Origin of the sequence: Staphylococcus sp. GDY8P196P, assembly GCF_017891705.1 — a bacterium.
Lineage (GTDB): Bacteria > Bacillota > Bacilli > Staphylococcales > Staphylococcaceae > Staphylococcus > Staphylococcus ureilyticus.
Genome location: NZ_JAESJS010000017.1, coordinates 146,160 through 168,245, shown reverse-complemented (window position 1 = coordinate 168,245; position 22,086 = coordinate 146,160). Strand labels below are relative to the sequence as shown.

General features: G+C 32.0%; 17 protein-coding genes and 1 pseudogene. 10 read left to right on the top strand and 8 right to left on the bottom strand.

Annotated features, from left to right (window positions below; genetic code table 11):
* Positions 1-78: pseudogene (locus KA814_RS09950) on the bottom strand (transglycosylase); the annotation flags it as partial.
* 441 nt (positions 79-519) lie between these two features.
* On the opposite strand from KA814_RS09950, the gene KA814_RS09945 reads away from it, so the two are divergent.
* The gene (locus tag KA814_RS09945; protein WP_064209903.1) at positions 520-1,188 is read left to right on the top strand and encodes an RluA family pseudouridine synthase; all 669 of its coding nucleotides are present in this window, start codon (positions 520-522) and stop codon (positions 1,186-1,188) included.
* A gap of 129 nt (positions 1,189-1,317) precedes the next feature.
* On the opposite strand, the gene KA814_RS09940 is transcribed toward KA814_RS09945, so the two are convergent.
* Positions 1,318-1,980, bottom strand: a complete 663-nt coding sequence (locus tag KA814_RS09940; RefSeq protein ID WP_064209904.1) for a transglycosylase family protein — start codon at positions 1,978-1,980, stop codon at positions 1,318-1,320.
* Between the two features lie 385 nt (positions 1,981-2,365).
* Positions 2,366-2,872: a YfiT family bacillithiol transferase gene (locus tag KA814_RS09935; protein ID WP_064209905.1), complete on the bottom strand. Its 507-nt coding sequence runs from the start codon at positions 2,870-2,872 to the stop codon at positions 2,366-2,368.
* 297 nt (positions 2,873-3,169) lie between these two features.
* On the opposite strand from KA814_RS09935, the gene KA814_RS09930 reads away from it, so the two are divergent.
* Positions 3,170-4,696, top strand: coding sequence for an SLC13 family permease (locus KA814_RS09930; protein WP_064209906.1), 1,527 nt, complete (start codon positions 3,170-3,172; stop codon positions 4,694-4,696).
* Positions 4,697-4,827: 131 nt separating this feature from the next.
* Here the strand turns inward: KA814_RS09930 and fadH are convergent, their stop codons facing one another.
* Positions 4,828-5,592, bottom strand: a complete 765-nt coding sequence (gene fadH, locus KA814_RS09925) for a 2,4-dienoyl-CoA reductase (protein ID WP_064209907.1) — start codon at positions 5,590-5,592, stop codon at positions 4,828-4,830.
* A 517-nt stretch (positions 5,593-6,109) separates the two neighbouring features.
* Here fadH and lqo point away from each other — a divergent pair.
* The 4 genes from lqo (at position 6,110) to KA814_RS09905 (ending at position 9,121) form a co-directional block, all read left to right on the top strand.
* On the top strand, positions 6,110-7,600 hold the full coding sequence (gene lqo, locus KA814_RS09920) for an L-lactate dehydrogenase (quinone) (protein ID WP_046206933.1): 1,491 nt from the start codon (positions 6,110-6,112) through the stop codon (positions 7,598-7,600).
* Positions 7,601-7,827: 227 nt separating this feature from the next.
* Positions 7,828-7,929 carry an SE2200 family small protein gene (locus KA814_RS09915; protein ID WP_064499651.1) on the top strand — a complete coding sequence of 34 codons (102 nt, stop codon included), beginning with the start codon at positions 7,828-7,830 and terminating at the stop codon, positions 7,927-7,929.
* Positions 7,930-8,254: 325 nt separating this feature from the next.
* The gene (locus KA814_RS09910; RefSeq protein WP_064209908.1) at positions 8,255-8,899 is read left to right on the top strand and encodes a DUF2975 domain-containing protein; all 645 of its coding nucleotides are present in this window, start codon (positions 8,255-8,257) and stop codon (positions 8,897-8,899) included.
* 12 nt (positions 8,900-8,911) lie between these two features.
* Complete coding sequence (locus KA814_RS09905; protein WP_046206931.1) at positions 8,912-9,121, top strand: helix-turn-helix domain-containing protein; 210 nt, start codon at positions 8,912-8,914, stop codon at positions 9,119-9,121.
* A 223-nt stretch (positions 9,122-9,344) separates the two neighbouring features.
* Here the strand turns inward: KA814_RS09905 and KA814_RS09900 are convergent, their stop codons facing one another.
* The 3 genes from KA814_RS09900 to melB all read right to left on the bottom strand — a co-directional run bounded on the left by KA814_RS09900 (position 9,345) and on the right by melB (position 15,620).
* Positions 9,345-11,054, bottom strand: a complete 1,710-nt coding sequence (locus KA814_RS09900; RefSeq protein ID WP_046206930.1) for an ABC-ATPase domain-containing protein — start codon at positions 11,052-11,054, stop codon at positions 9,345-9,347.
* Positions 11,055-11,236: 182 nt separating this feature from the next.
* Positions 11,237-14,215: a glycoside hydrolase family 2 TIM barrel-domain containing protein gene (locus tag KA814_RS09895; RefSeq protein ID WP_064209909.1), complete on the bottom strand. Its 2,979-nt coding sequence runs from the start codon at positions 14,213-14,215 to the stop codon at positions 11,237-11,239.
* Between the two features lie 13 nt (positions 14,216-14,228).
* A complete protein-coding gene (melB, locus tag KA814_RS09890; protein WP_064209910.1) occupies positions 14,229-15,620 on the bottom strand; it encodes a melibiose:sodium transporter MelB in 1,392 nt (463 codons plus the stop codon).
* A 180-nt stretch (positions 15,621-15,800) separates the two neighbouring features.
* Here melB and KA814_RS09885 point away from each other — a divergent pair, with 180 nt between their 5' ends.
* A complete protein-coding gene (locus tag KA814_RS09885; RefSeq protein ID WP_064209911.1) occupies positions 15,801-16,631 on the top strand; it encodes an AraC family transcriptional regulator in 831 nt (276 codons plus the stop codon).
* A 209-nt stretch (positions 16,632-16,840) separates the two neighbouring features.
* Here the strand turns inward: KA814_RS09885 and KA814_RS09880 are convergent, their stop codons facing one another.
* Positions 16,841-18,130, bottom strand: coding sequence for a YhgE/Pip domain-containing protein (locus tag KA814_RS09880; protein ID WP_064209912.1), 1,290 nt, complete (start codon positions 18,128-18,130; stop codon positions 16,841-16,843).
* Between the two features lie 160 nt (positions 18,131-18,290).
* Between KA814_RS09880 and KA814_RS09875 the strand changes: the two genes are divergently transcribed.
* From KA814_RS09875 to KA814_RS09865, 3 genes are all read left to right on the top strand, one after another.
* Positions 18,291-18,908, top strand: coding sequence for a TetR/AcrR family transcriptional regulator (locus KA814_RS09875; protein ID WP_064209913.1), 618 nt, complete (start codon positions 18,291-18,293; stop codon positions 18,906-18,908).
* A 398-nt stretch (positions 18,909-19,306) separates the two neighbouring features.
* Positions 19,307-19,651 (top strand): ArsR/SmtB family transcription factor, encoded by a 345-nt coding sequence (locus KA814_RS09870; protein WP_046206924.1) that lies wholly within the window; start codon positions 19,307-19,309, stop codon positions 19,649-19,651.
* Positions 19,644-22,052, top strand: coding sequence for a heavy metal translocating P-type ATPase (locus tag KA814_RS09865; protein WP_064209914.1), 2,409 nt, complete (start codon positions 19,644-19,646; stop codon positions 22,050-22,052). Before KA814_RS09870 ends, KA814_RS09865 begins: the two co-directional genes overlap by 8 nt.
* The last annotated feature ends 34 nt before the right edge of the window (positions 22,053-22,086 follow it).

Sequence of the window (22,086 nt, the reverse complement as noted above, 5' to 3'; positions counted from 1 at the left end):
ATCTGCTGAATTTCCTGCTGCGATCCCTGTTACGCCAAGTCCTACTGCTAACGTTGAAGCTAATACTGTTTTTTTCATTATTAATAAATCCTCCTAAGAGATAATACTTTTAAATTTGTGTTTAAATTTGTGTTTTCGATTTTGCAAAATTACTTTTATCAAATTTGCTAATCCCTACTGTAACATCTAGAAAAAGCTTGTGGGTTACAGTGAAGTTAAAAAATATCTAGAATTTTTACGCCTCAATTACATTGATCACGTACCTCAATTCCATTCAAAAAACCAACACATCAATCAGGAACTATTATTCTACTTTTACAAATATGTAATGACAATGTAATTAGTGTGAAAATAATATTCACTTTCACCTTAATAAATAATTACTTTTTATGATTTTTAAATATAAGGAAGATTGAATTTATATCTAACTACTGATAATATCTTAATTTGGTTTAATTTTAATAATTTTATTTTAAAATTTACGAAAACTAATAATTTATATTATGTTGGAGGAATTAAATGTTCGACAATATTCTTTATGAAGATAACCATTTATTAATGGTAGAGAAACCTATCAATGTTCCTGTACAAGAAGATAACTCAAGAGATCAAGATTTGTTGTCTATTTTAAAAAATTACATAAAAGTCCAATACAATAAACCAGGAAATGTATATCTTGGTCTCGTACATCGCCTTGATCGGCCTGTTGGAGGCGCAATCGTATTCGCTAAAACATCCAAAGCGGCCTCTAGGTTATCTAATGAACTTAGAAAACAAAAATTATATAGAACATATCTAGCGATTATTCACGGTGTACCTTCAAAAAAAGAAGGTGAACTTCGTGATTATTTATGGAAAGATAGAAATAAAAACATTGTATATGTGGTTAATTCCAAGAAAAAAGAAGCTAAAGAGGCAATTTTGAATTATAAAGTTATCAAAACCATTAATCGTAAAACTTTGGTTCAAATCCAATTAAAAACAGGTCGTTCACATCAGATTAGAGTTCAATTCGCAAATCAAAACTTACCCTTATACGGAGATCAAAAATACGGCCAAAAATTTAATAAACCCGGTCAACAAATCGCACTTTGGGCATATAAACTCAGTGTCAAACATCCAACTAAAGATGAAATTATTTCTGTAACTTCTACTCCAAATGAAGGTGTTTGGAATGACTTTTTATAACTTTATGCTTAAATACACGTAACTTTATCCAATTGTTAAATAAAAAAGCTATGAAAGCTTCTCTACTGAAAGATGCTTTCATAGCTTTTATTAGTATTTTTTGATTTTAATTAAGAATTATAATTCAGATTATGCAGTAACCCATTGTGAAGCGCCAACTTCATTGTAAAGTTTTACAGCTGCAGCATCTTGTACTGATTCTGGTGCTTCTGTTGGAGATACACCTTTATATTGTGCTGGTGCTACTGAATCCCAAGTGCTTTGTAAGAATTGGTATTTACCTGCTGCACCTGAAGATGGGTTAACAGCTTTTAAGTCGCCGCCTGATTCACGTTGCGCGATTGCTTGTAAATGTGAATTAACGTTTACTGAAGAACCACTTGAAGCTTCATTTGAGCTTGATGATTGAGTTGAAGCTTTTGTAGTTGCTTCTTGTTGAGGTTGTTGTGTTTGTTCAGTTTGTGGTGCAGTTTGTTGAGCTGGTTGCTCAGTTTGTGCTTGTTGTGGTTGTTCTACAGTTGAAGCGTTAGCGCTTGAACCTTCACCATAACTCCATGACCAAGTTTGTCCATTTGATTCAAAGTTATAGTTTAAACCATTATAATTAAAGTTATAGCTATATGAGCCTTCTTGTACTGGTGATGCATTTAATTGTTCTGGGTTAGATTGTGCTAAGTTTGCTAATTCTGCTTTGTCAATACCTTGTTCAGCCGCGTCAGCTGAATTTCCTGCTGCAAATCCTGTTACACCTAATCCTACTGCTAATGTTGAAGCTAATACTGTTTTTTTCATTTTTGAGTAAATCCTCCTACAAGTTTGTTTTTATATTTTTAAGAATTAATTTTATCTGTGATATTGAAACCAATTGTTATTTTTGAAAAATCCAATGCTGTTTCAACCAATTTCCAGTAAATACTATAACATCCATAAAAACCTTGTAGGTTACAGCGAAATTAAAAAAATCCTGTGCATTTTACATAATAATTACATTAAATCGAATATAAATTCGAAGATAATTTGTAAAAAAACCTATTCCTAAAGTATATAAACTAATTTTCAAACTAATTTTTCTGTAACACAATTGTAATTAGTGTGACAACTATCGTAGTTAGTTTGTTATTTATACATGAAAAAAACCGTTCAATGATTAAAATTGAACGGTCTCAACATATATTTATTATGATAATGCAATTTTAATATGCGCTAAATGATGTTCTTCATGCCAAGCTAATTTAGCAACTTTAGTAGCAACAGATATTTCTCCGCTTCCTCTTAATGTAAATGTACGATTCAAATCATTTTCTGTTAAATGATTACCAATTGCTATAATACGTTCATTTATACCTTCTAACATTTTAAGGGAACATTCTATAGGAAGTTGACTATCAGCAAGTTTAGCCCACTCATCTTGAATAAAAGGATCAACAACTGGATTCGTATCTGTTAATGCCAATTTTAAGCGTTGAAACATATTTAATTGAGAATCTGCTATATGATGAACAAGTTGTCGTACATTCCAACTTTTCTCCCGATATTGTTTATTTAACGCTTCTTCATTTAAATGATCTACAGTTTGTCTTAATCTATATGCATACGTCTCAATTTCACTAAGCCATCGTTGGATATCTTTTAGTGTCACATGATCTGGTACTTCTAATTCACCAATTGGAAATCTAACATCCATATTAATCACCTTTTTTATTTATTAAATGTTTAATGGCATTCTTATATTTTCCATTAGTATTGCTATTACCTATTTATTATTAATTAAACTTGCAAACGATTTAATGTCGCAGTGTTGAACGCCTCTCCCATATTCATATCAAAAGTATCTTCTCATAATTACTATAAAATTTTTAAAATTAACGATTTATCATATACATAATTAGTAACTTTTTATGAACTTTCTTAAATTATAATGATACAACTTAATAAAATTTGTAATATTATTGTGAAAGATATAACAAGGGAGTGGAAATATATGCGCAAAGATTCATCTACTAAATCTACATCTCATTTTAAACCATTTTGGTTACTCACAAGCATCACCGTCTTAATCGCTTTGTTGTTATTGCCTACACCAGAAAGTTTCCCGCTTATGGCTAAAAGCGCATTAGCAATATTATTATTTGCAGTCATATTATGGGTTACTGAAGCAGTGACTTATCCAGTTTCTGCGGTCATGATTGTTGGACTCATTATTTTATTGATAGGGTTCAGTCCAGTACAAAATTTATCTGAATCACTAGGGGATCCTCAGTCAAATGGTGAAATATTGAAGGGAAATTCACTTTTCGGAACAGGTAATGCTTTAAAACTTGCTTTTAGTGGGTTTTCTACGAGTGCATTAGCTTTAGTTGCGGCTGCTCTTTTTTTAGCAACCGCAATGCAAATCACACAACTTCATAAAAGGCTTGCACTCATTGTACTATCTGTAGCAGGCAATAAGACAAGTCGCATCGTCATAGGTACAATATTAGTAGCAATATTTTTAGCATTCTTCGTTCCATCAGCAACTGCACGAGCAGGTGCTGTGATTCCTATATTATTAGGAATGATTACAGCATTCGGTGTTGCTAAACAAAGTAAATTAGCTGGACTTTTAGTTATCACAGCTGTACAAGCAGTTTCTATTTGGAATATTGGTATAAAAACTGCAGCTGCACAAAACATTGTCGCAATTAACTTTATAAATGATCAATTGAATACTGATATATCATGGGGGCAGTGGTTATTATATGCAGGACCTTGGTCTGTATTGATGTCAATTGCGCTTTATTTTATCATGCTTAAAGTAATGCCTCCTGAAGAAAAAGAACTTTCAGGCGGTAAATCTTTAATTCAACAACAGTTAAAAGCGATGGGGCCCGTAACTTCTAAAGAGTGGCGTCTTATTGGAATATCTATCATTTTATTAATACTTTGGTCTACCGAAAAAATATTACATCCTATTGATTCATCTTCAATCATTTTATTAGCACTGGCTGTCATGCTAACTCCTAAAATTGGCGTCATGTCTTGGAAAGAAGCTGAAAGTCGTATACCTTGGGGAACTATTGTTGTTTTTGGCGTTGGTATATCTTTAGGAAATGTACTTTTAAAAACAACAGCTGCGCAATGGTTGAGTGATCAAACGTTTGGCATCATGGGTTTAAATCATTATCCTCTTGTAGTAACCATTGCATTAATTGCACTTTTCAATATTTTAATACATTTAGGTTTTGCAAGTGCAACAAGTTTAGCATCAGCGTTAATTCCTGTATTTATTTCACTAACCACTACCTTGGATTTAGGCAATCAGTCTGTGGGATTTGTGCTTATACAACAATTCGTTATCAGCTTTGGTTTCTTACTACCTGTAAGCTCACCACAATCAATGTTGGCCTATGGCACAGAAACATTTACTGTTAAAGATTTTTTAAAAACAGGGATTCCTATAACGGTTATTGGTTATTTACTTATGATTTTATTTAGCGCCACTTATTGGCATTGGCTCGGTTTAATTTAATGTGAAAATTATCCTTATCCATAACAAAATCGACTTGCTAAAAAACCATTATCATCAATAACAGGCTGTAACAATTAGTGTGTCACAGCCTGTTATTATTTCTGTTATCTTCATAAAGTTACGCTATGATGTTAAAAAGCGTTTTGGTTAAGCCATTGACCACCATCCATTGTCATACAAGCACCATTAATGTAATTTGCCTCTTCAGAAAATAAAAACCTAGCTAATCCTGCAATTTCTTCTGGTTGGCCCATGCGTCCTAAAGGCACACTGTCCAATGTTTGTTGACGTGCGTCTTCCGATAAACTAAGTTTTCCAGAGCCTCCTGTATGATCTATAGGGCCTGGCGCAATTGCATTTACGGTAATGCCATACTTTGAACCCCACTCTACAGCGAGCGTTCTGGTCATGGCTAACACACCCGCTTTTGCACTAGCAGAGTGTACAACACCTGGCCCTGAACGCCATGCATAAGTTGCCACCATATTGATAATACGTCCACGATGTCCTTGTTCAATCCATTTTTTTCCAACAGCTTGTGTACAATGCCAAGTTCCATTTAAGACAATATCTACGACAGAATTCCAACCATTAGTTGTTAGTTCTTCAGCAGCACATATAAAGTTACCAGCTGCGTTATTAACCAAACCATCTATTTTACCAAAAGTATTAATGGCTTCATCCACTGTATATTGTACGCGTTCCGTATCACGAACATCCATATCAACACATAAAATTTGTCCTTCTCGGTGTTCAATTTCCTTTTTCGTTGCTTCTAACCGTTCTAACGATCTACCTGTTATAACGACATTCGCACCTTCTTCAGCAAAACGTTTCGCCATTGCTTTTCCCATACCACTACTTCCACCAGTAACCATTATCACTTTATCTTTCATATAGAGTCTCCTTTATCAATTAAATTAGTAAGCGCTTACATTTTATAAATCAGTATAACAAAGTTTTGCCAATTTTTCTCATTAAAAGATAACTCTCAATTATTGAGAAACATCATTATATATCCATGTTTCATATGAAACATTTTGCTTATTTAATCGTTATGTATTTAATAAGTGGTTGATAAAACCAATTGCTTAAATACAAATTCACACGTCTAAATTTTTACTTCTATACCCTTTATAATTAATTAAGACATATATAATTGAAATTTATAGATACTATAATGTAATATTACTATGTAGCAGTTATTGTCACTTATTTTAATGATTTATACTTGAAATATAGGGTAAATTATTATAAGTATGGTCACATATTCCAAATAGGAATGTGTTATATGATTAATATGTATTTTCACATGTGTGAATCGCGTAATATAATAGTAAATAAAGACATAAGATGAGTGACAATGTATGACAATTTGTTACTGATGTTATTAAGAATGAAAGGTGAGGAACTATGGCTAAAACTGAGTCAAAAGACGTCATTCTTATTGGCGCCGGTGTATTAAGTACTACTTTTGGTTCTATGCTTAATGAACTTGAACCAAATTGGAACATTAAATTATACGAACGTTTAGATCGTCCTGGTGACGAAAGCTCAAACGAACGTCATAACGCAGGTACAGGACATGCTGCACTTTGTGAATTGAACTATACAGTGCAACAACCTGATGGTTCAATTGATATTGAAAAAGCAAAAGAGATTAATGAGCAGTTTGAAATCTCTAAACAATTCTGGGGATATTTAGTTAAAAATAACTATATCGAAAACCCTAGAGAATTCATTCATCCTTTACCACACATTAGTTTCGTAAGAGGTAAAAATAACGTTAAGTTTTTAAAAGACCGTTATGAAGCAATGAAAAACTTCCCTATGTTCGATAATATCGAATATACTGAAGATATCGAAGAGATGAGAAAATGGATTCCATTAATGATGCAAGGTCATAGCGCAAACGACATTATGGCTGCCAGCAAAATTAATGAAGGTACTGACGTAAACTTTGGTGAATTAACTCGTAAAATGGCGAGAAACCTTGAAAAAAGCCCACAAGTAGAAGTTCAATACCATCATGAAGTACTTGATTTCAATCAACGTAACGATGGTAAATGGGAAGTTCAAATCCGCAATGTAAATACTGGTGAAACACAAACACAATTAGCTGATTATGTATTTATCGGTGCTGGCGGTGCTGCTATTCCATTACTACAAAAAACAGGCATCCCTGAAAGTAAACATTTAGGTGGATTCCCTATTACAGGCCAATTCTTAACATGTACAAATCCAAATGTGATTGAAGAACATGATGCCAAAGTGTATGGTAAAGAACCACCAGGCACACCACCAATGACTGTGCCACATTTAGACACACGTTTCATTAATGGTCAAAAAACATTATTATTTGGACCGTTTGCAAGTATTGGTCCTAAATTCTTAAAATATGGTTCAAACTTAGATTTATTTAAATCTGTTAAACCAAGTAACATCACAACATTATTATCAGCGGCAGCGAAAAACTTACCGCTACTTAAATATTCATTTGACCAAATTTTAATGACAAAAGAAGGTTGCATGAACCACTTACGTACTTTCTATCCAGAAGCACGCGATGAAGATTGGCAATTATATACTGCCGGCAAACGTGTTCAAGTGATTAAAGATACTGAAGAATATGGTAAAGGCTTCATCCAATTCGGAACAGAAGTTGTAAACTCAGAAGACCATTCTGTCATTGCATTACTTGGTGAATCACCAGGAGCATCAACTTCTGTATCTGTAGCATTAGAAGTATTAGAGAAAAACTTCTCTGAATACAAAAATGATTGGGAGCCTAAAATCCAAAAAATGATTCCTTCTTATGGCAAATCATTAATTGAAGATGTTGATTTAATGAGAAAAACACGTCAACAAACTTCAAAAGATCTTGAATTAAATTATTACGAATAAATTTTTGATTGCTTAAGTGTAAAAACTAAAATGAACTGAGATTAAGATTGTGTGAAACACCTATTTATGAACCTACAACCGTATATTATTTTCTGCTCGCATCTTAAGAGATGTGTCTCGATAGATTTTATCGTTACTGAATGCCTGTTGGTTCCTTAATCTTTGTTGTTCATTGGTATTTTTAAAAATACTTTGTTATCAATGATTCACTTAAAGGAGCGAAATGTATGAAAAAATTATTAGTAGTTGTGGCTATAGGCGCATTAGCATTTGTAGGCCTTAAACGTTACCAACAACATGTAAACAAAGCACCAAACATTGAATATTAATAAATGACAAAATCGACCATTGGTAAGATTTACCAATGGTCGATTTTTGTTTTTGTTATATAAAACGCAAGTATAAAGCATTGATCATCCTGAGATATTTATACTTATATCTCTTTGTATAAACTGTTGTATTAATGGCTGCACTATATCTCCATTTACTCAACCCACTCATGTTCATTGTATAATAGCATTATTATATTTCCTTTTTGTATTATCTAATGATTCAATTCGTCCTCCGATTATTTTATCGTTATTCGATAAAAAAGTATTGATTATCGATATATTTAAGTTATAATGAAATTAATCAATTAAACGGAGCGTCAATATGTCTACAATTAAAAGCAAACGTTTTAATATTTTAATCAAAACACTAACTATTTTAGCAACCATCGCTTTAGTTTTAACTTCTCTTAGTATATTACCAATTATTATCGCAATTATAGCATTGTTAATCATTCCTTCTTCTTTTATTAACACCCAATTAGACAAAGCCAATAAACCTTTTTGGGTTGATTCATTAGGACTAAAATCACATGATATTACAAAGCATGACCTAAATAGTATTACTTTTCCTAAACCATCTGTTATATTAATACTATTATTAATAATTGTATTAATTGCAATTTATATTCTGGTTATTGCCTATGTCAGAAAATGGCTTAAAAATGTTAGCAAAGGGCAAGTTTTTACAAATAAAAACGCAAGCATCATAATTTTAATTTCTTACTGCTTTATTGGATTGGGTGTATTTGAAGCATTTTTTGAATTGGCAAATAATTTTATGATTTATAATTTTTTAGGACAAAATGCTAAATTGTATGCACTAATGGACAAAGATATCGAAACCTTTGCAGATTTCTTTTTTAATTTTAATTTCACACTTATTTTAGCGGGTATCGTTATTTGGATTATAGGAAATGTTTTTAAATATGGTGCATTCTTACAAGATGAGTTTGATTATACCGTTTAGGAGATTATATAAATGATTGTAGTTAGATTAGATCGAATATTAGCAGACAGAAAAATGAAACTCAGTGAATTAGCTAATGAAATTGATATTACTGTAGCAAATTTATCAAATTTGAAAACAGGCAAAGCAAAGGCGATACGTTTTTCAACATTAGATGCCATATGTAAAGCACTTGATTGTCAGCCTGCAGATATTATAGAATACACAGAATCTGAAGATTAAATCTTCATCTTTACTAATAACTTTTCTAGTTCAACAACGCTACATTAAAATTCATAGACTAGCTTATATTTATCATAGCTATACTTTTGCCTTAACTCCTGCTTAGTGGTTAGGCTCACGCTTGTGTTAGCTCAGACTAACCGGATGTCTAAAACTTTATTTAAATAGAAAACAGGAGTGGAACAAAGTAATACGTAAGTTCCACTCCCGTTTTTTGTATGTTTTAATATGTTTTAATATTCAAACCTCTATAGCGATTGAGTGCGCCACAGAATTCTTGTTTTCTCGGCAATGCAAGATTACCAGGGTGTCCTTGATGCGGTGAAATAATATCTAACCCTTTATCACTAATCAAATTAAAAATTTTATCAGCTGCTTGTGATATCGTATCTTGTTCATTTAACAAATGACTTTGATAATAATCTATCATGGTAGCTATACAGTTCGTTTGGCTAGCATCAACAAGTTGTTCTAATCCCGAAATATTTATTCGTTCTTTACCGTATAAAATTGTCTGCATGCCTTTTACTTTAAAACGTTGATCTTTGCCTTTATGTGAAAAACTAGATTTCAATGGTATTCTTTGCGAAATTTTTCCAAAGTGGCATTGTGATGCTTCATCTTTCAAGTGACTATCTTCACTAGCAATTGCTTTTGCTTTATGAGTGACGTCTTTTAATACATATTCATCCATCATTAATACTTGATCAGCCACTTCAAAGTAATCGCCAGAACCTCCTACGATGAGAATTGTTGAAACATGATAATCTTGGTATAAAGACTTTACTTTCATAGCAAAAGGTGTGATTGGTTCTTTTTCGGGTGCGATTAATTTTTGCATTCTCCCGTCTCTAATCATAAAATTTGTTGCAGATGTATCTTCATCTATTAATAATAACGACGTTTGAGATTCTAAGGCTTCCATAACATTTGCTGCTTGTGATGTACTACCGCTCGCATTTTCAGTAGAAAATTGAGTAGTATCTTTTTTACCTGGTAAATTATTTATAAATGGTTCAATATTTACTTTTTCGATACTTCTTCCATCTTCCGCACGGATTTTCATCGCATCTTCACAGGTAATAATAAGTTCACGTCCATCACCCGGAATATGGTGATATACACCACGCTCTAAAGCTTCTAGTAGTGTTGATTTACCGTGGAATCCACCACCAACAATGAGCGTAATCCCCTTCGGAATACCCATACCACTAACTGTCTTGCCACTAGGTAAATTCAATTGAATTTCAAATTCCTGTGGACTTTGGAATGTTACAGCACCAGCTAAAGGCATATCAGACACACCACTTTTTCTAGGCAATATAGAACCATTCGCAACAAATGCAACTAAATTTTGTCGTGACAGTGCCTCGCGTATAAATACCTGATCTATCATCGTAGTCACTTGATCATTTAATGCAGTTCTATTGATATGTTTATACATTAATGATTTTTCTACTATTTCAGGTAATAAATCTATAAAAATATGATGAGCAACTTTTCCTAAAATTTTTCTTCCTGCTGCTGGTAAACCTACCTCAAAGCGAACCTCAATTTCACTTTGATTAATCACTACAGAAGTACGTTGTAATATTTCTTGGCCACAGCGATCTATAAAAATATCAGGTCTCTTTTTAGAGGTTTTATCAGCTTTAAGTACATCACTAATACGCTTACTAAATGACCTTGCTAAAAAATCAGATACAGCAATCTTTTTATCTTCTGAATCTAATAATTCATCTGGTATATTGGCAATATGACGCTGCATTTTAGCACGCACTTTAGATGGTGGTGCGTAAGGATCTGCTTGTATATGATCTATAATTAAGTGAAATTTATCAAAAGCATATTCACCTTTAAGTCGTTTATATGCACCATATTTTTGTCCGTCTAATGATTTTAATAACTTCCCGAATTCCAATGTATTTTTCAAACGGAACACTCCTTCAAAATAGGTTAATACTCTTTTATTTCATACCCAAACTCCCGAACCTGTGAAACTCACTCTAATAATAAATGTTAGTTCCCTGATAAAAAGACCAAATTCCAACGAAAAGAGCCCACAAAAAGTTAGTTTTTAATCACTACTTTTTGTGGGCATTTTTAAAAATTTAATTATTCAAAATTTAACTTAAATTGAAATTGGATATGCTTGTCGTTTAATTGGTATATTTCACTTAATTCTGGTCCACAACTATTGGATCCTATACCACTTTGACCATAATCGATATACATATAAGTCTCTTCTTCTACTAATTGGTCTTCATGCATCGTGTGTGTAAGTTGTTCCAATGAGTAATGTGTCGTATTAAAACTGAATGGTTGATCACTGGTTACTGTAATTTGATGTTCATCATTAGAAACCTTCGCATATGTGGTCCCATTATGGCTACCTGATTCTTGTGGCTTAATATGATTACCACCATTTTGTGTGACTGTTGTATCGAAGTAGTCTAAATACGTTGCTACACCTTTATCAGAATAACTACTGAATGGGCCATTGCCATAGTATTTCACCGCTTCAAATGTATGTGGTAATGTTATCTCTAAGCCAAATCTAGGCAGAAACGGCCCTGCAATATCTTTCTCCAAATCATATGTTATATTTATTGAACCATCGCTTTGAACAGTCCACGTCATTTCTCCTTGTAAAATAGGAGGAACCACATCATGAACAATCACTATTTCGAAATTAATACTGACTGCAGTGTTATTTTCTTCAACTTTATAATTTTGTACACGTGTATAAGCTTCCGCATAACCCATATATTCCCAATCTTTTCTAACATTAATATCATTATCTATAGGTGCACGCCAAATCTTATTTTTTGTAGGATGATTGACTATGGTATGGCCTTCGTAAACAACAGAAATCAAACTACCATTTTCTTTATTAAAGGTATAAGCATAACCGTTTGCTAACACTATTAGAGAATGACTATTTTCTTTATAACTGACTGGCCCTTCCTGTACGTCTAATTCGTGTTGGTTAGTAGATTGACGTTGATAGACGATTTGATCTTGTCCTAATTCAAAATTAATGTGACGTAAAGGCTCTTCATTTTTCAATTTATAGCGTAATAGTATATCGCTTAATTCAGCTATTTTAATATGATTGCTTAAATCTATATCTTGTGTACTATGTGGTTCAAAATTATCAACCGTAATATCAAACGATGTTTTATCACCGTTTAAAAATGTTGCTGTCGCTTCGATAGTTAAATAATTTTCTACATGACTGAAATCTAGTTGATTACGTAATTTTAATATACCGTTCGCTTCTTCTACTACTCTAACAGGTCTGTGTTCATGTTTAAATTCATAGTAACCTTCATGTGGTGTACGATCAGGGAAAACGATGCCATCCACACAGAAATTCCCATCATGAAGTTCTTCTCCAAAGTCCCCACCATATCTAAAAATAGGCTTACCATTTTGTTGACCAACTTGAATACCATGGTCACACCATTCCCATACAAAACCACCAATAAAACTATCATATTGTTCCACTAGCATTTGATATGCATGTAAATCACCTGGTGAATTTCCCATAGCATGTGCATATTCACAAAGTATAAATGGTTTATCTAAATCAGGGTCTGTAAGATACTTTTGTTCAACTTCTTCTGGTGATGCATACATTCTACTTATCATTTCCACATTGGATAAATCATATGATTTTGATTTATCTCTATGGAATGTTCCCTCATAATGAATAGGACGTGTGTCATCTAATGTTTTTACTCGTGACATAGCTGTTACAATATTCACACCAAATCCTGACTCATTTCCCATAGACCAGGAAACAATAGAGCTGTAATTTTTAAATGGAATGATGGACGCTTCAATACGTTCTACAATTGGTTTTTCATATTGCGGATTATCTGTAATAAGATTAAAATAATCTGTATTTTCTTCGCCATAAAGCCTCACTACACCATGCGTTTCTAAATCTGCTTCACTCATTACATAAAATCCATATTGATCAGCAAGTTCATAAAACAAAGGCGACTTAGGATAATGTGCTGTACGAATAGCGTTAAAGTTACCTTGCTTCATTAGTGTTAAATCTTTCATAAATTGTGCTTCACTCATTACATATCCTGTTTGAGGATCGCTATCATGATAATTGGTTCCACGAAATTTAATTGATTGACCATTGATATAAAACTGATTATCTTGTATACGTATTTCTCTAATTCCTACTTTTTGAGTAATTACCTCTGATTTCGTAGTAAGCGTAATAGTATAAAGTGTTGGTTTTTCTGTTGACCACAATTGTGGTGTTTCAATTATAAAACGATGGCGGTTTGAAATTTCCGCTTCCTGCAACAACGCACCATCAGGACCATATAATTGTGCCTGTACACTATCCAAGCCCTGTTTATCTTCTAATTTTACGTCGACTATCCCTTGGTTTTGCAATTCATTAACACGTGTTTCAATTCTAAAATCATTAATTCGTGATTTCGCACGTTTTAAAATATAAACATCTCTGAAAATACCTGAATGGCGAAACATGTCTTGATCTTCAAAATAAGTACCATCCGAATATTTTAAAACAAGTACTTGAATCGTATTAGTTCCTGAATGTACATAGCTAGTGATATCAAATTCAGAAATTGAATGTGATATCTGACTATAACCAACAAATTGATTATTAATCCATAGATAAAAGGCACTATCGACACCTTCAAAATTTAAATGATAATCACTTTTTTCGTCGTATTCAGTCACTTCAAATGAACGGATATAACGTCCACAGGGATTAGATTTGGGTACATACGGTGGATCAAATGGAATTGGATATTGTGTGTTTAAATATTGTATTTGGTCATATCCATGTATATTCCAAACTGATGGTACTGGAATGATCTGTGACTTATCTATTTCAAGACTACTTAAGTAATCTTCTATTGAATTAAAATATTTAAAATACCAGTTTCCATTTAATAATGTGACATTATTAGTCTGATATCGCGTTTCTAGGCGGTAAGCAGACTCCTTTAGTTGATAAGGAATATAAAATGCACGTCGTGGCAAAGTGTTTACATGTTGAATATCTATATTTTCGTGAAATTGTTGTTCTAACATAAAAAGTTCCCCCTTATTTACTCATACCTTCTCTATGCTCTTTTTGACGTTTGTATTGTAGTGTTTTTTCAATATCTGTTAAAAAATCACCTTTTAAATGGAAGGCTTTGTGATATAAAAATGCTGCTAAGATGACGAAAATAATTGGCAACACAATAATAAGTATGCGTAATCCATTGATGGTTAGTGCTGTTTGTTCTTCATTGGGTGTGTAGCCAAATATTGATAAACCTACACCTACAATTAATGCAGCTACTGCTTGTGAAGTTTTCGTTAAAAATGTGTTCGTAGAAGTAATAACACTTTCGTTACGTTGGCCAAATTTTACTTCTCCATAATCAATAACATCTGCCAAAGATACTGTTGTAATACCAATCATAAATCCAGAACCAATGCGTAATAACCCTGCACCCACAATAACGGTAATAACACTTTGTGGTACGATAAAACCTGAAATTAAAATAAATAGTAAACCAATAATTATAAGTGAAATTGCTGTATTAAAAGCCTTTGTTCTACCTACCCACTTGATAAAACGTGGCAAAGTAAGTAAACCAATCATCTCGCAAAGAATCATTGCATTAAAAATAGCAAATAAATGTTCTGCATTAACTACATATTTAAAGTAATAAATGATTGAGCCATTTAGCGTTTGTAAGCAAAGGTTAAAGGTAAGTAATACTCCCATAATTGCTAAGAGCTCTTTATTTTTAAATAAAATTCTACCAATATCTTTAAATTGTACTTTAATGCCTGTTTGTTGTTCCATTTCTTTATCTTCAGGTACTTTCCATACAGTGACACCTATTGTAAAAATAAAAACCATACTGCAAATAACCGCAAAAACAAAAATACCTACTGAATCACTACCTTTACCAAAAATATCCCCTAGTTTATGTATAAAAAATAAACCAAATGTACCTACTGTAAAGGCAGCTAAACTTGCAAAAAATCTCGGTATTACTGATACTTCTTCACGTTCTCTTGGATTATGTGTTAAATTTGGAAGCCAAGACCAATACGGAATATCCATCATCGTATAAGTCATACCCCAAGCAATATAAATAATCGATACATAGATATACATTGCCGTTTGTGGTAAATCTAAATTTGTGAATAATAAAATCGTTACAATTGCATTTATGATTGTCCCAATCACTAACCAAGTTTTAAATTTACCAAAGTTATTTCTTGTATTATCAACGATGACTCCCATGATAGGATCATTTATCGCATCCCAAATTCGTGCAACAAATAACATTACACCGACAAACGCTGGACTCAAACCAACAATATCAGTAATGTAAAACATCAAAAATACGCCAACAATATTAAATATGGCATCCTTTCCAATAGCACCAAATCCAAATGAAAATTTTTGTATACCGGTCAAATGTCTGTCCATTTTCTTCACCTCTGAATTTATACAATTTAAAACGCTTTCATAATTGTTACTACTATTTTATCAACAGCGTATGCCAACTATGAATAGCATAATGATGATGATATATGGCAAAATGTTGCATTTCATAATTAAATTGTGTTTATATAAATTAAAGATTATTTATTTTAAGAGGTATGTTGGATGCAAATATTATGGAAAAAATTTCAAAAAAAGCATATTGATGCTAATTTAATAGAATGTGGTATTGAAATTGGTGTACCAAATGTTGGCTATAGATATACAGTAATAAGGGACGCTGTTTTGCATATTGTGACGAATGGAGAGGGCGTATTTATGTATAATGGTAAAGCACATACTTTAAAAGAAGGTGACATGTTTTTATTAGAGAAAGGTATGGATGTAGAATATAAACCTTCTTTTTCTAACCCATGGACGTATTACTGGATTGGCATAAGCGGAAAACAGATTTTAGATTACTTACAACGTTGCTACATTGTAGATCAACATGTTATTACAAATAAAGAAACATCTAGCATAAGACATATTATTCAACAAATATGCGACTTTTCTAAATCCATTGAAACAAATAATTCCAAAGATATTTTAATTATGCAGCACTTATATAGTTTAGTTTATCAATTACAAGAACAATTTCCTAAAGCATTTTCTGTTAATGTTGATATCATTAATGTAGATATTCAAAGAGCGGTTGCTTACATCAACTCAAACTATCAAAAAGACATTATGATTGTAGATGTAGCAAATCACGTCAATGTGACACGAAGTCATCTATTTAGACTATTCAAGAAAAACTTAAATTGTTCTCCAAAAGCATATTTAACTTATATCCGAATGTATCATGCTTCTCAATTATTAATCCATAGTAATACTTTAATAAATGAAATAGCACTTCAAGTTGGTTATAAAGACCCGCTTCTATTTTCTAAAACTTTTACAAAACATTTTAAAGTTAGCGCTACTGAATATCGTAACCAATTTTCTAACAGATAAATCTTAGCTCAACCACAAAAATGATCACTTTAACACATTCATTTCAACAGAAAAGCACAGCCACATATCGATGAAATAACTGATCACATATTTTTATTCCACGTTTTATAAATTCAACCATTACCTATTAAAAAAGCTCTAAAACGATTCATTAAAAATCGTTTTAGAGCGATGGTGTATTATATTTTATAAACTTCTGTTTTAAAAATTTAAGACGGAACTTCTGTACGTTTTGTACTGTGTTTTCTAATTATAGCTGCAATCAGTGCAGAAATAGCACCAAAAATCATGAATCCGATAAACATCCACATCGTTGTATCTAATTGAATGCTGCCATGTAAATATAAAATTTCTCTTAATGAGTTTGCATAATGTGCAAATGGATTCCAATCGACAATATATTTTTGATAAAAATCAGGCAACATTTGTTTTGGCAATGTTACTAATTGCATGCTGAAAAACATTAATAAGAAAAAGATTGGAACAGACTTCAAGCCTAACCAAGTCATCGTACCTAGAATAAGTCCGACAAACCCCATGATTGCTAATGCGATAAATGTAGCAGTTGTATTAGGCGCATTGAAATTAAAGTCTAATACTAGTTTCATAAAATACACATACGTGAAAGCTCCTACAAATGCTGTAACAATTGTCATGGCAATTTGTCCTAATGATGCAATAATACGATGTTGTATCGCTATGTTATTACTTGTTCTAAATGCAAAGAATAGTAATACAGAAATAATAATAGAACCCATCCAAACAGGCATAAACATTAAGAATGGACCATTGCCACCTGCTTGATGACTACCGATTTTATTTACTTTTTCACTATCCACTTTAACTGGGTGCGTTAAACTTTGAATATCTGATGCTTTTAAATCAATGTTTTGTTTCTCTAAAATATCTAAGCTTTGTTTAGTAATTTGTTGGTTCATGTTATCACCCATGCCTTTTAAAACTTGGGAAGACATTTGTGAAACTTGCGCACCTGCACCATCATTAATAAATGTTTTAAAGCTTGCTTTTTGAGGTTTTATTTGTTGATTCTCGCCAGATTGTGACATTTTTTCTTGCATCATTTTAGCTTGTGCTGCTGGTATTTCTCCAGATTGAACTTTATCTTGCATTTCTTCTTTTTTAGAATCCATCACAACTTTTTGTGTTTTGCTTAAAGCATTTTTTGAAAAATCTTTTTCTATAACAGCTGCTCCAAAATATTTTTGTTCTTGCATCCCTTGTTTTAAATCTTTTTCATTATCAACTTGAATCCATTTTATTTTATTTGAATTACTATCTAGCAATTTATCTTCTAAATTTTTACCTATATTAATATTTTTACCTTGCATATCAACACCTTTATCGTTGTTAACAATTGCAATTGGAATATCTTTGGGTTTAGGGTTAAATGCTGGATAAAAAGCGACTGAAAATATTACAAATATTAGAATAGCTGCAATCGGTGCAAGCCATAATAATTTATTTTTAAAAATATTCATTTTTAATTCCCTCCTATTTAACGAACACAGTGTTGAATATTTATCACATTGTCTATTATAATAATTAGTAAGTAATATACAATATGCAATTATGTTCAAGACGTTCTTTAATGAACACTTTTAAGATAAATGTCTATTAAATAAAAAGGAGATTCAATATATGGCTGAAGACAGACGTGTTAGAAAAACACAAAATGCTATTAAACATGCATTTATACAATTATTAAATGAAAAAGACCTAGATAAAATAACGATTAGTGATATTACACACAAAGCTGATATTAATCGCGGTACTTTTTATCTCCATTATGAAGATAAATATATGCTATTAAATAAAATGGAAAATGATTATATTGAAGACTTGTCTAATACATTAAGCACAAAAGATAAATTTTATGTAGGCATGGATGCAGAAGCATTTGCTCGTATTTTTACTGAAGAAAAATTAAAAAAAATCATCCTCCATATCGATACAAACTTTGAATTCTATAAAACCATATTTATGTTAGAAAGAAGAAGCCAGTTAGAAACAAAAATAAATCAAGTCATGTATGAAAATATGAAAAAACATTTAGTTACAAAAGATACGGTTGATGGCATTCCACTAGACTATTTTCACAGTTATGTAGCAGGTGCATCTATTTCTTTCATTAAATATTGGGTGAAAGATAATCGGAAAATTGATCCACAAACTTTAGTAGAAAGTTTATTTAAAATTGTATTTTATGGACCACTGCGTTTAATGGCAAAAGAACAATATAATATAAGCGAACAATAATATCTTTAATCTTGCAGTGTGGACAAGAATAACATTTTTCTATCAGTGTAATGTCCACTACTGCAAAATGAGTTGAATGTCTATATTTCACAATATCAAGCAAAAACATCAGCTTAAAAGTAAGAAATATATTCAATCCAACTCTTTTTTCATGTTTCTTTTTGTCGTTGCATGTTAACACATGATTATTGAACGCTCTTCTATATGTAATAATGGCATTATTGTATCCAAACCCATGCTTTTCTTAAAGTCAACAATATTTACTACTTTCACTTATTCCCTTCTAAAATCCAACAAATTTATATCATTTTCTTATTTTTAACGATATTCTCTTCTATAACATATTAGATAATGCTAATATGTTATATATTAAGTTTTACTAATATGAGGTGTTCAAAATGAATAGTAATGATTTTACATTACAGGCACGTTTTTTACGTGGGCTTTCTAATAAAGTTAGATTAACTATTTTAGAATTATTAAAGGTCTCCGAAATGACTGTTAACGAAATTGTTTCAAGCTCAAAAATGAGCCAATCTAGTATTTCTCAACACTTATCTTGTCTAAAAGAATGTGGCTTAGTGACTGCTAGACAAGACGGTAAATATATTTATTATCAAATTAAAAATCCATATATTTTAGAATTATTGAGTTTGGTAGATCATATTGTAGAAGAAACAAAAGATGATATTATCACTTGTAAATACCATAATAACTTAAGAATGGATGATGCTGATGAATAAATCATCTGATGTTTGTTGCACTAACACTTGTCAAAATGCGAACAATGAAAAAGTGTCAAAAGATATAAAAAACGCTACTGACACATTACAGAAAGTTACTTTTCAAGTTAATGGTATCGATTGTAGTTCTTGTGCCACAACGATAGAAAAAGCACTCGTACCCTTAGATGCTGTTTACAATCCAAAAGTTAACTTCGCTACTGGTAAATTAACAGCCGAAGTGAGTACTGCAAATACGACAAACCAAATTATAAAAACTGTGGAAAAACTAGGTTATGATATTCAAAACACTCAACCACAATCAACACAAAACACAATATTTATGATTAAAGGCATGGACTGTGGAAATTGTGCTAAAACCGTTGAAAAACATGTTTTGAACCTTCCCTATGTAAAAGATGCACAAGTTAACTTTTCTACAGGTAAACTTCAAGCCAATATCGATGGCCAAAATGAAAAAAATATTATAAAAGAAGTCGCTAAGATTGGCTATACTGCCACTTTACAAAACAATAAAAAAAATGATGAGCAGAAATTAAGATTATTTACTAAACCAATCATTTCTGCCATATTCATAATACTCGGGCTATTAATGTCAATAACATCACTACCAATTGGATTTTCTTACATTTTATATACAATTGCCATATTGGTTAGCGGCATGAAAGCATTTAAAAGTGCGTTTTATTCATTAAAATCCAAAAGTCTGGATATGAACGTCTTAATGACAGTTGCAGTTATTGGCGCTATGCTGATCGGCGAGTTTTTCGAAGGTGCTATTGTTATTTTCCTATTCACAATTGGTACTTTGTTACAAACAATTTCGATAGACAAAACAAGAAATTCCATTCAATCACTTATGGAATTAACGCCCAAAACAGCCAACTTATATACTAAAGAAGGTATTATATCTAAAGATTTACATGAGATTCACGTTGGCGATATTATTCTTGTAAAGCCTGGAGAACGCATACCATTAGACGGCACTATTACTGAGGGAACATCTAGCTTAAATCAATCACCTATTACCGGAGAATCTATACCTGTTGATAAAACAACGAATGATGACGTTTATGCTGGTTCTATTAATGAAAATGGTACATTGAAAATCAAAGTTACTACATTAGTAGCAGATACTACACTTTCAAAAATCATTAATATGGTAGAAGCAGCACAAGCAAACAAAGCACCTGCACAAGCATTTATAGACAAGTTTTCAGAAATTTATACACCTGTTGCTTTTGTATTAGCACTATTAGTAATGGCCATACCACCTATGTTTACATTAGGTTCCTGGGGTGAATGGTTCTATAAAGGACTAGAATTACTTGTTATCGCTTGTCCATGTGCGTTGGTCATTTCAACGCCTGTTGCTATAGTGACAGCGATTGGCAATGCGGCAAAAAATGGTGTACTTATTAAAGGTGGTAATTACTTAGAAGCATTAGGTTCTTTAAATGCATTAGCATTTGATAAAACAGGTACACTCACTGAAGGAAAACCTAAGGTAACAGCTGTTAAACATATGGAAAGTGATGAACAAACACTATTACAGCTTGCACTTAGCTTGGAAGCTTATTCAACACATCCTATAAGTAAAGCTATTGTGGACCACACCGCTAAATTAAATATTTCACCCAAACATGTTAAAGATTTTGAAAATATAACTGGTAAAGGCATCAAAGGTAAAATAGATAATCAAATCGTTTATGCAGGAAATCAAAGTTTGATTGAGTCCATTAATCCTAAAATAAAATCACATGCATCACTGTTTAGTCATTATGAAAAACAAGGTTACACAATCATTATCATATCCTCAACGACAACATTATATGGTTTGATCACGATTGAAGATCCATTAAGAGAAAATATAAAATCAACTATTCAACAGTTGCAGAAATACAACATTAAAAATACAGTTATGTTAACTGGCGATAATCAAGAGACCGCAAACAAAATTGCAACTCTTGCAGGTATTCGTGAAACTTATGCAAAATTAATGCCTAAAGATAAATTATCAGCAATTGAAGATTTACAAAAACGTGGTTATCGTGTTGGTATGATTGGTGATGGAATCAATGATGCACCTGCACTTGCCCAAAGTGATGTAGGAATTGCAATGGGCGGTGTCGGATCTGATACTGCAATGCAAACAGCAAATATTGTTTTGATGTCAGATAACTTGCAGCAACTTCCAAAATCTATCTCTATTAGTAAAAAAGCCAAAACAATTATCAAGCAAAATATTTACTTCTCAGTGATTATTAAACTGATTGCTTTCATATTAGTATTTCCTGGGTTATTAACTTTATGGTTAGCTGTCCTCAGCGATACTGGCGCTGCTATCCTAGTTATTTTAAATTCATTGAGATTATTAAATTTAAAAAAAGATAAACAATAAGCGAGCACAGTTCAAGTGCTCGCTTTTTATAATT

Bases quoted from the DNA above. Each gene is read 5' to 3' on its own strand.
- KA814_RS09945 (WP_064209903.1), top strand. From the start codon at position 520: ATGTTCGACAATATTCTTTATGAAGATAACCATTTATTAATGGTAGAG.
- KA814_RS09940 (WP_064209904.1), bottom strand. From the start codon at position 1,980: ATGAAAAAAACAGTATTAGCTTCAACATTAGCAGTAGGATTAGGTGTA.
- KA814_RS09935 (WP_064209905.1), bottom strand. From the start codon at position 2,872: ATGGATGTTAGATTTCCAATTGGTGAATTAGAAGTACCAGATCATGTG.
- KA814_RS09930 (WP_064209906.1), top strand. From the start codon at position 3,170: ATGCGCAAAGATTCATCTACTAAATCTACATCTCATTTTAAACCATTT.
- fadH (WP_064209907.1), bottom strand. From the start codon at position 5,592: ATGAAAGATAAAGTGATAATGGTTACTGGTGGAAGTAGTGGTATGGGA.
- lqo (WP_046206933.1), top strand. From the start codon at position 6,110: ATGGCTAAAACTGAGTCAAAAGACGTCATTCTTATTGGCGCCGGTGTA.
- KA814_RS09915 (WP_064499651.1), top strand. From the start codon at position 7,828: ATGAAAAAATTATTAGTAGTTGTGGCTATAGGCGCATTAGCATTTGTA.
- KA814_RS09910 (WP_064209908.1), top strand. From the start codon at position 8,255: ATGTCTACAATTAAAAGCAAACGTTTTAATATTTTAATCAAAACACTA.
- KA814_RS09905 (WP_046206931.1), top strand. From the start codon at position 8,912: ATGATTGTAGTTAGATTAGATCGAATATTAGCAGACAGAAAAATGAAA.
- KA814_RS09895 (WP_064209909.1), bottom strand. From the start codon at position 14,215: ATGTTAGAACAACAATTTCACGAAAATATAGATATTCAACATGTAAAC.
- melB (WP_064209910.1), bottom strand. From the start codon at position 15,620: ATGGACAGACATTTGACCGGTATACAAAAATTTTCATTTGGATTTGGT.
- KA814_RS09885 (WP_064209911.1), top strand. From the start codon at position 15,801: ATGCAAATATTATGGAAAAAATTTCAAAAAAAGCATATTGATGCTAAT.
- KA814_RS09880 (WP_064209912.1), bottom strand. From the start codon at position 18,130: ATGAATATTTTTAAAAATAAATTATTATGGCTTGCACCGATTGCAGCT.
- KA814_RS09875 (WP_064209913.1), top strand. From the start codon at position 18,291: ATGGCTGAAGACAGACGTGTTAGAAAAACACAAAATGCTATTAAACAT.
- KA814_RS09870 (WP_046206924.1), top strand. From the start codon at position 19,307: ATGAATAGTAATGATTTTACATTACAGGCACGTTTTTTACGTGGGCTT.
- KA814_RS09865 (WP_064209914.1), top strand. From the start codon at position 19,644: ATGAATAAATCATCTGATGTTTGTTGCACTAACACTTGTCAAAATGCG.